This is a genomic window from Kineococcus rubinsiae, from assembly GCF_011839805.1.
GTDB classification, from domain to species: domain Bacteria; phylum Actinomycetota; class Actinomycetes; order Actinomycetales; family Kineococcaceae; genus Kineococcus; species Kineococcus rubinsiae.
Genome location: NZ_VWPY01000084.1, coordinates 1 through 12,211, shown reverse-complemented (window position 1 = coordinate 12,211; position 12,211 = coordinate 1). Strand labels below are relative to the sequence as shown.

The window sequence follows — 12,211 nt, the reverse complement described above, 5'->3', positions numbered from 1 at the left end:
CGGGGGCGCGGGCGAGCGCCGGGCTGGGCATCGAGGGCGTCGTCGCGGGCCGCGCGGTCCTCGCCGGGCGCGCCGCCTGGGTCGCGGCCCAGGGCGGAGTCCCGCTGCCCGCCGGGCGCCTCGCGGACGCCCTGGACGCCGCCGAGGCCGCGGGCCGCACGGTGGTCGTCGTCGCGGTCGACGGCCGGGCCGCGGGCGTGCTCGCCGTCGCCGACACCGTGCGCCCCTCGAGCGCCGCGGCCGTGGCCGACCTGCGCCGCCTGGCGCTGCGCCCCGTCCTGCTGACGGGCGACAACCGCCGCACGGCCGAGACGGTGGCCCGCGCGGTCGGCATCGACCCGGCCGTCGACGAGGTCGTGGCCGAGGTCCGGCCCGCCGGCAAGGTCGAGGTGGTGCGGCGCCTGCAGGAGCAGGGCCGCGTCGTCGCGATGGTCGGCGACGGCGTGAACGACGCCGCGGCCCTCGTGCAGGCCGACCTGGGCATCGCCCTGGGCAGCGGCACCGACGTCGCCATCGAGGCCAGCGACCTCACCCTCGTGCGGGCCGACCTCACCGCGGCCGTGGACGCGGTGCGCCTCGCGCGGCGCACCCTCAGGACCATCCGGGTGAACCTGTTCTGGGCCTTCGCCTACAACGTGGCGGCCATCCCGCTCGCGGCTGCGGGACTGCTGAACCCGCTGGTCGCCGCGGCGGCCATGGCGTCCTCGTCGGTGTTCGTCGTCACGAACAGCCTGCGCCTGCGCGGGTTCTCCTCCTCCGCGGCGCCCGGCCCGCGCTGAACCCCGCGGGGACGCGCCGGTCCCCGCTGGCCCCCGGGGGCGCGGCGGTGCAGTCTGTCGCCCCGGACGGGAGGCCCCGAGCAGGCGGGCCCCCTCGCGCGGAGGAGGAACCGCCATGGCGGGCGGACAGGCACGGGCGTCGGCCGAGCGGGGCGTCCGCTTCGCGGAGCGCCACGAGTCCACCGTCAAGCGGGTGGGCCGGGCCGGGGTCGCCGCCGACGGCGTCGTCCACCTCCTCGTGGCCTGGCTGGCCGCCCAGGTGGCCCTCGGGGGCAGCGGCGGCAGCGCGGACTCCACCGGGGCCCTGGCCCAGGTGCGCGACACCGCGATCGGCCCGGTCCTGCTGTGGGTGCTCGCCCTCGGCTTCCTCGCGATGGCCGCCTGGCAGGCGATCGAGGCCGCGACGGGCGACAAGACGTCGCACCGCGTGAGCGCGGCCGCGAAGACGGTCGTGGCGCTGGCCCTGCTCGTCTCGTGCGTGCGCTTCGCCACGGGCGGCGGGTCCTCCGCCGGGCAGAACCAGCAGACCCTGACCCAGCGCGTCCTCGAGGCCCCGGGCGGGCCCGTCCTGGTCGTCGTGGTGGGGCTCGCGATCCTCGGCTACGGGGTCGCGACGGTCGTGCGCGGGTTCAAGCACTCGTTCGAGGACAAGGTCGAGGGCACGCTGAGCCCCGCCCTGACCGGGCTCGGCGTCGCCGGGTACGTGGCCCGCGGCCTGGCCTTCGCGGTGCTGGGCGTCCTCGTCGTGGTGTCCTCGCAGGGCGACACGGCGAAGTCGCGCGGTCTGGACGCCGCCTTCCGGGAGATCGCCGCGCAGCCCTTCGGGACCGTGCTGCTGCTCGTGGTCGCCCTCGGTCTCGCCGCCTACGGCCTCTTCCAGGTCGTCACGGCCCGCCGGCGCCGCCGCGCCTGACCCCGGTGTGACCGGCATCACAGGCGATCGGGGACATCTCCCCGGTCACCGGTGACGAAGGAAGGGTGTCCTCAGCCGGACGACTCCGCCGGGCGGATCCGTGTTGCACACTGGATCAGCCGGGAGCGCCTTCCGGTTCACCTGGTCAGCTAGGAGTCAGCCGAGCGTGTCTCTCAAGATCATCACGCCGCAGGACATCCGCGACCACGTGCTGCGGCTCGGCGAGAAGCACCCGCCGCTGCGCCTGGACGACGTCGACCGCACCGTCGTGGACCCCCGCCGCGTGCGCGCGGAGTTCGGCCACGTCATCGACTACCTCGCCCGCGTGGAGCTCGAGGTGGACCGCAACGTCCTGGAGCTGCTGACGCTGCTGCCCGACGTCTCCGAGACCGACCGCCTGTTCTACGCGGACGTCTGGCAGCCGCAGGAGATCCAGCACGGCCTGATCCTCGACCGGCTGCAGCAGGACATCGACATCGCGCCCGCGGACCCGGACACCGAGTCGGTCAACCCGCGCATCCGCATCCTGGGCGCCCTGTCGCACCTCAAGCCGATCCACGAGGTCTCGCGCCTGCTCTACTACCTGACCGGCGCGGCGACGGAGAAGTCCGCCGTCGTGGCCTACAACCTCCTGGTCGACGGCCTCACGGGCATCGGCGAGGACGCGATCGCCCGCACGGTCGTCACGCCGATCCGCCGCCAGGAACCCGGGCACTTCGCGTTCTACCGCCTGTCCGCGACGCAGATGGTCCAGCAGAACGTCCTGCAGCCCTGGCAGCTGCGGCTGACGAAGGTGCTGCGCCGCAAGTCGTTCAGCCCGGTCGGGGCGCACACGCCCGAGCACCGCGCTCAGTTCGGCAGCGTCCTGACCACCCTGGGCCTGGCCGACAAGGTCGAAGACTTCGCCGCGCAGATCAGCCTGGTGGAGCGCGAGCTGCTGTGGGCGCAGGAGCAGGGCATGCGCGTGCCCGGCTACATCCTCAGCGCGCTCAAGGACGCCATCGAGCAGTTCCGCACCCACGGGGCCGACCTGCTGCTCGGCCCGCGCCCGACCGCCGGCTGACGCACGCGGAACCCCGGCGGGGTTCCCGGGCGTCCCCGCGGGCGCGGCGCTAGTCTGCGGCCGTGCCCCTGAACGACCTCGCCCTGGACGACCTGCTGACCTACCGCGGCGAGGTGGCCGAGCCGGCCGACTTCGACGAGTTCTGGGTGGACAGCCTCGAGCAGGCCCGCGCGCACGACGTCGACGTCGCGCTCACCCCCGTCGCCGGCCACGGCCTCTCGCAGCTCGACGTCTCCGACGTCCGCTTCTCCGGGTGGGGCGGCCAGCGCATCGCCGCGTGGCTCGTCCGCCCGCGCGGCGCCGAGGGCCCGCTGCCGGTCGTGGTGCACGTCCAGGGCTACTCCCAGGGCCGCGGCCTGCCCTCGCAGCACACCCAGTGGGCCGCCGCGGGCTTCGCCCACCTCGTGGTCGACAGCCGCGGCCAGGGCCACGACACGCCCGACTCCGACCGTCCCGAGACGACGGGTTCCTACGTCGGCGGGGTCATGACCCGGGGCATCGAGGACCCGCGGAACCACTACTTCCGCCGCGCGATGATCGACTCCGCGCGCGCCGTGGACGCGGCCCACTCCCTCGACGGGATCGACGGCCGGCGCGTCGTGGTGGCCGGCGGCAGCCAGGGCGGCGGGTTCACGCTCGCGGCCGCGGGGCTCTGCGGGGACGCGGTGGCGGCGGCCCTGCCCGACGTGCCGTTCCTCTGCCACTTCCGCCGCGGGGCCGACACCGCCTCCGCCGGGCCGTACCTCGAGGTCGTGGAGTACCTGCGCCGGCACACCCGCACGGGGGTCGAGCAGGCGTTCCGGACCCTCTCCTACGTCGACGCCGCGAACCTCGCCGTCCGGGCCACGGCCCCCACGCTGTTCAGCGTCGCCCTCATGGACCCGGTGTGCCCGCCCTCGACCGTCTTCGCCGCGTACAACCGCTACGGCGAGGCCGTGGCCGCCGTCGGCCGCGAGGTCGACAAGGAGATCGCCGTGTGGCCCTTCGGCGACCACGCGGGCGGCGGCGCCGACCAGTTCGCCCGCCAGCTGCAGTGGCTGGGCGAGCGCGGCTTCCTCCCCGGGGCGTGAGCGAGCCCGTCGAGCCCCCGCCCGTCGAGCCCCCGCCCGTCGAGCAGGAGGCCGTGGAGCGCGACCCCTGGGCGCTCTCCCTCGTCGTGCGCGTCGAGCGGGACCCGGCGCCGGCGCACACCGACGTCCTCGTGGCCGCGGCGCGCGCCGTCGTCCTCCTGCTGGCCGACGAGCGCGTCACCGACCCCGACGGCGAGCTGCACGCGGCCGTCGCGGCGTGGCGCGCCGGCCACATCCGCAAGATCACCCGCCGGGCGCGCGGCGTGCGGTTCGAGCGCACGGCCGCCGTGGCGCACGTCGAGGCGCGCTCCGGCGACGCCGTGGTCCGCGCCTTCGCCCCGCACCCGCGCGACACCGTCCCCGAGGTGCTGCGGACCCTGCAGGTGGGCGGGCTGGACCTCGCGGACCCGGAGGGCTTCGCCGTCCCGGCGGCGCGGGCGGACCTGCTGACGGTGCGCCTGTCCCCCGGCGTCGCGATGACCACGGGCAAGGCCGCGGCCCAGGTCGGCCACGCCGCCCAGCTCGCGTGGGAGGAGCTGCCCGCGGCGGCGACCCGGCGCTGGGCCGCGGCGGGGCTGGGCGTCCGGGTGCTCACGGGGGCTCCCGTCCTCGCGCCCGCCGACCGCGTCGACGTGAGGGACGGCGGCTTCACCGAGGTGGCCCCCGGGACGCTCACGGCGAGCGCCGGCTTCGAGCCGCCGGACTGACCCGCGCTTTGCATGGCCATGCATGGTCATGCATACTCTCCCCATGTCCAAGGTGCTCACCTCCCTGCCCGTCGGCGAGCGCGTCGGCATCGCCTTCTCCGGGGGCCTCGACACCTCCGTGGCCGTCGCGTGGATGCGCGACAAGGGCGCCGTGCCCTGCACCTACACCGCGGACATCGGCCAGTACGACGAGCCCGACATCGCCTCCGTGCCCGGTCGCGCGCACGCCTACGGCGCCGAGGTCGCGCGCCTGGTGGACTGCCGCACCGCGCTCGTCGAGGAGGGCCTGGCCGCGCTGACGTGCGGCGCCTTCCACATCCGCTCCGGCGGGCGGGCGTACTTCAACACCACCCCGCTGGGCCGCGCCGTCACCGGGACGCTGCTGGTGCGCGCCATGCTCGAGGACGACGTGCAGATCTGGGGCGACGGCTCCACCTACAAGGGCAACGACATCGAGCGGTTCTACCGCTACGGCCTGCTGGCCAACCCCTCGCTGCGCATCTACAAGCCGTGGCTGGACGCCGACTTCGTCACCGAGCTCGGCGGGCGCAAGGAGATGTCGGAGTGGCTGCTGGCCCACGACCTCCCCTACCGCGACTCCACCGAGAAGGCGTACTCCACCGACGCCAACATCTGGGGCGCCACCCACGAGGCGAAGGCGCTGGAGCACCTCGACGCGAGCGTCGAGCTCGTGCAGCCGATCATGGGCGTGCGGTTCTGGGACCCCGAGGTCGAGATCGCCACCGAGGACGTCACCGTCGGCTTCGAGCAGGGCCGGCCCGTGAGCATCGACGGGCGCACCTTCGACACCGCCGTCGACCTCGTGCTGGAGGCCAACGCGATCGGCGGCCGCCACGGCCTCGGCATGTCCGACCAGATCGAGAACCGCATCATCGAGGCGAAGAGCCGCGGCATCTACGAGGCCCCGGGCATGGCGCTGCTGCACGCCGCCTACGAGCGCCTCGTCAACGCCATCCACAACGAGGACACCATCGCGAGCTACCACGCGCAGGGCCGCCGCCTGGGGCGCCTCATGTACGAGGGGCGCTGGCTGGACCCGCAGGCGCTGATGCTCAGGGAGTCCCTGCAGCGCTGGGTGGGCACCGCCGTCACCGGCGAGGTGACGCTGCGGCTGCGCCGCGGCGAGGACTACTCGGTGCTCAACACCACCGGGCCCGCGTTCAGCTACCACCCGGACAAGCTGTCGATGGAGCGCACCGAGGACTCCGCGTTCGGGCCGGTCGACCGCATCGGGCAGCTGACCATGCGCAACCTCGACATCGCCGACTCCCGCGCCAAGCTGGAGCAGTACGCCGAGCTCGGGCTGGTCGGCGGTTCGCAGCCGCGTCCGGTCGGCGCGGCCCAGGCCGCGTCCACGGGGCTCATCGGCGCCATGCCCGAGGGCGGGGCGGACCTCATCGCCTCGCGCGGGGAGGTCTCCGACGCCGACGCGCTGCTGGACCGGGCGGCCATGGAGTCCGGCACCGACTGACGGCCCGGCCGTCCCGGGTTCCCGCCCCGCGGGCGTTGCGCGTCCGGACCCGCGGGGAGTAGGACCGGGGCGTGGCCCTGCACTGGAAGCTCGTCGTCGACTGCACCGACGCCCCCGCCCTCGCGGAGTTCTGGGCGGCAGCGCTGGAGTACGAGGTCGAGGACCCGACCGCGCTCGTCGACCAGCTCCTCGCCGCGGGGCACCTCGGCCAGCAGGCCGTCGTGGACCGCCACGGCCGCCGGCTGTTCCGCGGCCTCGCGGGCATCCGGCACCCCGACGACCCGTTCGACCCGGCCAGCGGCGCGGGCCACGGGCGGCGGCTGCTGTTCCAGGAGGTGCCCGAGGCCAAGGCCGGCAAGAACCGCCTGCACGTCGACGTGCACCACGGGGACGGGGACCTCGCCGACCTGGTGACCCGGCTGGAGGCCCTGGGCGCCACGCGCGTGCGCGAGGTCGACCAGGGCCCCGCCGGGCACTGGTGGGTCCTGCGGGACCCGGAGGGCAACGAGTTCTGCGCGGCCTAGACCGCCGGCGGGCGCCTCACTCGTTGTCCCCGCCGGTGTCGCCGCCGGCCGTGGCGCCGGCGCTCTCGCCCGCGTAGGTCGGGCCCGCGCTCTCCGTCGCCGTCTCGCCGGCGTCCGGCCACACCCAGTCCCGCACCTCGGGGATGTCCTCGCCGAACCGGCGGGTGTGCTCGCGGGCCGTCAGCCGGGCGTCGGACATGCGCTGGCGCAGACCCGCGGCGCGCGACCGCAGGTGCGGCACCCGGTCGATGACGTCCATGACCAGGCGGTAGCGGTCGAGGTCGTTCAGCATGACCATGTCGAAGGGCGTCGTCGTCGTGCCCTCCTCCTTGTACCCGCGCACGTGGATGTTGGCGTGCCCCGCCCGGCGGTAGGTCAGGCGGTGGATCAGCCACGGGTAGCCGTGGTAGGCGAAGATGACCGGCTTGGTCGTCGTGAACACGGTGTCGAAGTCGCGGTCGGACAGGCCGTGCGGGTGCTCGCGCTCGTCCTGCAGGCGCATGAGGTCGACGACGTTGACGAACCGCACCCGCAGGTCCGGGAGCTCCCGGCGCAGGATGTCCGAGGCGGCCAGCGCCTCCAGCGTGGGCGCGTCACCGGCGCAGGCCAGGACGACGTCGGGGTCCTCCCCGAGCACCTCGCGGCCCGCCCACTCCCAGACGCCGAGCCCGCGGGTGCAGTGCGCCACGGCCTGGTCCATCGACAGCAGGTTCGGCGTGGGCTGCTTGCCCGCGACGACCACGTTGACGTAGTCCCGGCTGCGCAGGCAGTGGTCGTAGGTGGACAGCAGGGTGTTCGCGTCCGGCGGCAGGTACACCCGGACGACCTCGGCCTTCTTGTTCAGGACGTGGTCGATGAACCCCGGGTCCTGGTGGCTGAACCCGTTGTGGTCCTGGCGCCAGACGTGGCTGGAGAGCAGGTAGTTCAGCGACGCGACGGGCCGCCGCCACGGGATGCCCCGCGTCACCTCCAGCCACTTCGCGTGCTGGTTGAACATCGAGTCGATGATGTGGATGAACGCCTCGTAGCAGTTGAACAACCCGTGCCGGCCGGTCAGGAGGTACCCCTCCAGCCAGCCCTGGCACTGGTGCTCGGACAGCACCTCCATGACCCGCCCCGCGCGGGCCAGGTGCTCGTCGACGGCGTCGTCGAGCCGCTCGGCGTTCCACTGCTTGTCGGTCGCGTCGTACACGGCCTGCAGGCGGTTCGACGCGGTCTCGTCGGGGCCGAAGATGCGGAAGCTGTCGGGGTTGCGGCGGATGACCTCGGTCAGCCACTGCCCCAGCACGCGGGTGGGTTCGCTCGTGGACCCGGCCGGCGCGGGGACGTCGACCGCGAAGTCCCGGAAGTCCGGCAACCGCAGGTCCCGCAGCAGGAGTCCCCCGTTGGTGTGCGGGTTGTCGCTCATCCGCAGCATCCCCGAGGGGGCGAGCTCCGCGACCTCCGCGCGCAGCGTCCCCGCGTCGTCGAACAGCTCCTCCGCGCGGTAGGAGCGCATCCACCCCTCGAGCACGCGCAGGTGCTCGTCGGTGTCGCGGGCGCTGGCCAGCGGCACCTGGTGGGCGCGCCAGGAGTTCTCCACCTGCTTGCCGTCGATGACCGCCGGGCACGTCCAGCCCTTGGGGGTGCGGAACACGATCATCGGCCAGGCGGGCCGGCTGTCGTCGCCCGCCGCGGCCCGGGCCTTGATGTCGGCGATCTCGTCGAGCACCACGTCCAGCAGCTCCGCGAACCGGCGGTGCACCGCCGCGTGGTCCTCGCCGTCGAAACCCCCCGTGAACACGTGCGGGTGGTGGCCGTAGCCGCGCATCAGGTCGAGGAGCTCCTCCTCGGGGATGCGCGCCAGGACCGTCGGGTTCGCGATCTTGTAGCCGTTCAGGTGCAGGATCGGCAGCACCACCCCGTCGTTGACGGGGTTGACGAACTTGTTCGAGTGCCAGCTCGTGGCCAGCGGACCCGTCTCGGCCTCCCCGTCGCCGACGACGGCGGCCACCAGCAGGTCGGGGTTGTCGAAGGCCGCGCCGTAGGCGTGCGACAGCGCGTACCCGAGCTCCCCGCCCTCGTGGATGGAACCGGGCGTCTCCGGCGCGACGTGGCTGGGGATGCCGCCGGGGAACGAGAACTGCCGGAACAGCCGCCGCAGGCCCTCCGCGTCGGGGGTGATGTCGGAGTACACCTCGGAGTACGTGCCGTCGAGGTAGGCGTTCGCGACGAGCCCGGGTCCGCCGTGGCCGGGGCCCGTCACGTACATCGTCGACTGCCCGCGCTCCGCGATCGCCCGGTTGAGGTGGGCGTAGAGGAAGTTCAGGCCGGGCGTCGTGCCCCAGTGCCCCAGCAGGCGCGGCTTGACGTGGTCGCGGTGCAGCGGCTCGCGCAGCAGCGGGTTGTCCAGGAGGTAGATCTGCCCCACCGACAGGTAGTTCGCGGCCCGCCACCAGGCGTCGACGCGGGCGAGGGACTCCTCGGTCAGGGCGGTCGCGGGGCGCCGCGCCCACGGCGTGATCGGGTCGGCGCTGCCGGTCATCTCGATGGTCATGGAACCCCTTCGACTCGCACGAGGCACCGGTCACGTGTCGTCGAACCGGCCCGGGTGGACGCTCGCGGTGCAGCAGACCACGTCCGGCAGGTGCGCGCACGCCGTCGCCGGCGGCGGGCCGGCGGCGCACGGGTAGGGGCCTAGCGGCGCGGCGGCGGGAGCAGCGGCAGCCGGACGATCGGCACGGCCACGTGGTGGACGACGTGGGCGTGGTGCACGACGTGGTGGTGCACGACGTGGTGGACCACCTGGCCGGTGACCTCCAGCCGCCCGGAGGCCGGGGCCGCACCCGGCGTCAGCGCCCGGCGGGCGACCTCGACCGCGAGGCGGGCCGCGAGGGTGACGGCGACCGTCGACGCGCTGACCACCACGGGGTTGCGCACGAGCTCCGGCAGGCTGCTGCGCAGCGCCCCGGCGCGCTCGCGCCACGGCTGCAGCGCCGCCCGGCCGCGAGCCTCCCCCGGCGGGAGCGGGGTGGGCACCAGCGACTCGCCGTCGCGCGGGGTGGCGGAGCCCTCGAGCGGGGTGACCGGGGCGTCGGGAGCCTCATCCATGCGCCGATGGTGCCCCGCCCGCAGCCGCCGGTCCAGTGGGGCCCGGTGCCCCGTCGGCGCTACTTCTTCTGCTTGTCCGTCTGCCCGCCCGCGGCGTCAGAGGACAGCGCGGCGATGAAGGCCTCCTGGGGGACCTCGACCCGGCCCACCATCTTCATCCGCTTCTTGCCCTCCTTCTGCTTCTCCAGCAGCTTCCGCTTGCGGGTGATGTCACCGCCGTAGCACTTGGCGAGGACGTCCTTGCGGATGGCGCGGACGTTCTCGCGCGCGATGATCCGGGCGCCGATGGCGGCCTGGATCGGCACCTCGAACTGCTGGCGCGGGATGAGGTCCTTGAGCTTGCCGGCCATCATCACGCCGTAGGCGTACGCCTTGTCGCGGTGCACGATCGCGGAGAACGCGTCGACCTGCTCGCCCTGCAGCAGCACGTCGACCTTCACGAGGTCCCCCGCCTGCTCGCCGTCGACGTCGTAGTCCAGCGAGGCGTACCCGCGGGTGCGCGACTTCAGCTGGTCGAAGAAGTCGAAGACGATCTCCGCGAGCGGCAGCCGGTAGCGCATCTCGACGCGGTCCTCGGACAGGTAGTCCATGCCCTGCAGGTCACCGCGGCGCTGCTGGCACAGCTCCATGATCGCGCCGATGAACTCGGCGGGGGCCAGCAGCGTGGCCCGCACGATGGGTTCGCGGACCTCGGAGACCTTGCCCTCGGGGTACTCCGAGGGGTTCGTGACGGTGATGACCTTGCGGTCCTCCATCGTCACCTCGTACACGACGCTCGGCGCCGTGGAGATGAGGTCGAGGTTGAACTCGCGCTCGAGCCGCTCGCGGACGATCTCCAGGTGCAGCAGGCCGAGGAAGCCGATGCGGAAGCCGAACCCCAGCGCGGCCGACGTCTCCGGCTCGTAGACCAGGGCGGCGTCGTTGAGCTTGAGCTTGTCGAGGGCGTCGCGCAGCAGCGGGTAGTCCGAGCCGTCGATCGGGTAGAGCCCGGAGAACACCATGGGCTTCGGGTCGCGGTACCCGCCGAGCGCCACGGTCGACGGCTTGTGCGCGTTGGTGACGGTGTCGCCGACCTTGGACTGCCGCACGTCCTTCACGCCCGTGATGAGGTAGCCGACCTCGCCGACGCCGAGGCCCTTGGAGGGCACCGGCTCCGGGGAGCTGACGCCGATCTCGAGCAGCTCGTGCGTGGCCTTCGTCGACATCATCGCGATGCGCTCGCGCGGGCTCAGGGAGCCGTCGATGACCCGGACGTAGGTGACGACGCCGCGGTAGGTGTCGTAGACCGAGTCGAAGATCATGGCGCGGGCCGGGGCGTCCGGGTCCCCCACGGGGTGCGGGATCTGCCGGACGATCTCGTCCAGCAGGGGTTCCACGCCGACCCCGGTCTTGCCCGAGACGCGCAGGCAGTCCTCGGGCTCGCAGCCGATGAGCTTCGCGAGCTCCTCGGCGAACTTCTCCGGCTGCGCCGCCGGCAGGTCGATCTTGTTCAGCACCGGGATGATCGTGAGGTCGTTCTCCATGGCGAGGTACAGGTTCGCCAGGGTCTGCGCCTCGATGCCCTGCGCGGCGTCGACGAGGAGCACCGCGCCCTCGCACGCCGCGAGCGAGCGCGAGACCTCGTAGGTGAAGTCGACGTGCCCGGGGGTGTCGATCATGTTCAGCGCGTAGTCGGTCCCGTCGAGGCCCCAGGGCATCCGCACGGCCTGCGACTTGATCGTGATGCCGCGCTCGCGCTCGATGTCCATGCGGTCCAGGTACTGCGCCCGCATGGCGCGCGGGTCGACGACCCCCGTGAGCTGCAGCATGCGGTCGGCCAGCGTCGACTTGCCGTGGTCGATGTGGGCGATGATGCAGAAGTTGCGCAGGATCTCCGGCGGCGTCGCGGCGGGGGCCGGGGCGTCGGCAGCCATCGGGGACACGGGTGGCGGGGACCTCTCGTCGAGCACGGTGTGGGTGTCCATCGTCGCACGTCCGCGGGCGCGGCCTCCCGCCCGCGGACCGGCCCCGCCCGCCTGCCGACCCCCGCCGTCAGCCGGCCGAAGGCGGCGAGGTCTCCGCGACGCCGTCGGCCGACGCCGCCCCGCGGGCGAGCGTCAGGGTGGTGGACCGGCCGGGCAGGTACGGCAGGAACACGACGCGACCGCCCCAGCTGCGCACGAGCGGCGCCTCGAGCAGGTCGGCGCCGGCGTAGTCCCCGCCCTTGGCCCACACGTCGGGGCGCAGGGCCTCCAGGGCCGCGCGGGGGTCGTCCTCGTCGAAGACGACGACGGCGTCCACGCAGTCCAGGGCCGCGAGGACGCGGGCCCGGTCCACCTGGTCGTTGACCGGACGGCCCGGCCCCTTGAGCCGGCGCACGGACTCGTCGGAGTTCAGCAGCACGACCAGGGAGTCCCCGAGCCGGCGGGCCGCCTCCAGGCAGGCCACGTGCCCGGCGTGCAGGACGTCGAAGCAGCCGCCGGTGCTGACGACGGTGCCCCCCTGCGCCCGCACGCGCGCCACGACGTCGCCCGCGCCGCCCGCGGGCTCGGCCACCGGACCGCGCTCGGGGGCGTGCTGAGCGGCCCGCCACC

At 73.9% G+C, this 12,211-nt stretch carries 11 protein-coding genes; 7 read left to right on the top strand and 4 right to left on the bottom strand.

Annotated features, from left to right (window positions below; all coding sequences use genetic code 11):
* From F1544_RS22125 to F1544_RS22095, 7 genes are all read left to right on the top strand, one after another.
* Positions 1-779: HAD-IC family P-type ATPase (locus F1544_RS22125; protein ID WP_167588356.1), on the top strand; the 779-nt coding region annotated here is incomplete at its 5' end.
* 115 nt (positions 780-894) lie between these two features.
* Positions 895-1,692 (top strand): DUF1206 domain-containing protein, encoded by a 798-nt coding sequence (locus F1544_RS22120; RefSeq protein ID WP_167588355.1) that lies wholly within the window; start codon positions 895-897, stop codon positions 1,690-1,692.
* Positions 1,693-1,858: 166 nt separating this feature from the next.
* Positions 1,859-2,755, top strand: coding sequence for a GTP-binding protein LepA (locus F1544_RS22115; RefSeq protein ID WP_167588354.1), 897 nt, complete (start codon positions 1,859-1,861; stop codon positions 2,753-2,755).
* 62 nt (positions 2,756-2,817) lie between these two features.
* Positions 2,818-3,825 (top strand): acetylxylan esterase, encoded by a 1,008-nt coding sequence (locus F1544_RS22110; RefSeq protein ID WP_167588353.1) that lies wholly within the window; start codon positions 2,818-2,820, stop codon positions 3,823-3,825.
* A complete protein-coding gene (locus tag F1544_RS22105; RefSeq protein WP_208972410.1) occupies positions 3,822-4,532 on the top strand; it encodes a hypothetical protein in 711 nt (236 codons plus the stop codon). The genes F1544_RS22110 and F1544_RS22105 overlap by 4 nt, the downstream gene beginning before the upstream one ends.
* A 43-nt stretch (positions 4,533-4,575) precedes the next feature.
* A complete protein-coding gene (gene argG / locus F1544_RS22100; RefSeq protein ID WP_167588352.1) occupies positions 4,576-6,024 on the top strand; it encodes an argininosuccinate synthase in 1,449 nt (482 codons plus the stop codon).
* A 71-nt stretch (positions 6,025-6,095) separates the two neighbouring features.
* Positions 6,096-6,548 carry a VOC family protein gene (locus tag F1544_RS22095; RefSeq protein ID WP_167588351.1) on the top strand — a complete coding sequence of 151 codons (453 nt, stop codon included), beginning with the start codon at positions 6,096-6,098 and terminating at the stop codon, positions 6,546-6,548.
* A gap of 16 nt (positions 6,549-6,564) precedes the next feature.
* On the opposite strand, the gene F1544_RS22090 is transcribed toward F1544_RS22095, so the two are convergent.
* From F1544_RS22090 to F1544_RS22075, 4 genes are all read right to left on the bottom strand, one after another.
* Positions 6,565-9,072: a phosphoketolase family protein gene (locus F1544_RS22090; protein WP_167588358.1), complete on the bottom strand. Its 2,508-nt coding sequence runs from the start codon at positions 9,070-9,072 to the stop codon at positions 6,565-6,567.
* A 152-nt stretch (positions 9,073-9,224) separates the two neighbouring features.
* Entirely contained in the window at positions 9,225-9,638 is a 414-nt protein-coding gene (locus tag F1544_RS22085; protein WP_167588350.1) for a hypothetical protein, read from the bottom strand.
* A 59-nt stretch (positions 9,639-9,697) separates the two neighbouring features.
* Positions 9,698-11,551, bottom strand: a complete 1,854-nt coding sequence (gene lepA, locus F1544_RS22080) for a translation elongation factor 4 (protein ID WP_167588357.1) — start codon at positions 11,549-11,551, stop codon at positions 9,698-9,700.
* 118 nt (positions 11,552-11,669) lie between these two features.
* Positions 11,670-12,211: adenylyltransferase/cytidyltransferase family protein (locus F1544_RS22075; protein ID WP_167588349.1), on the bottom strand; the 542-nt coding region annotated here is incomplete at its 5' end.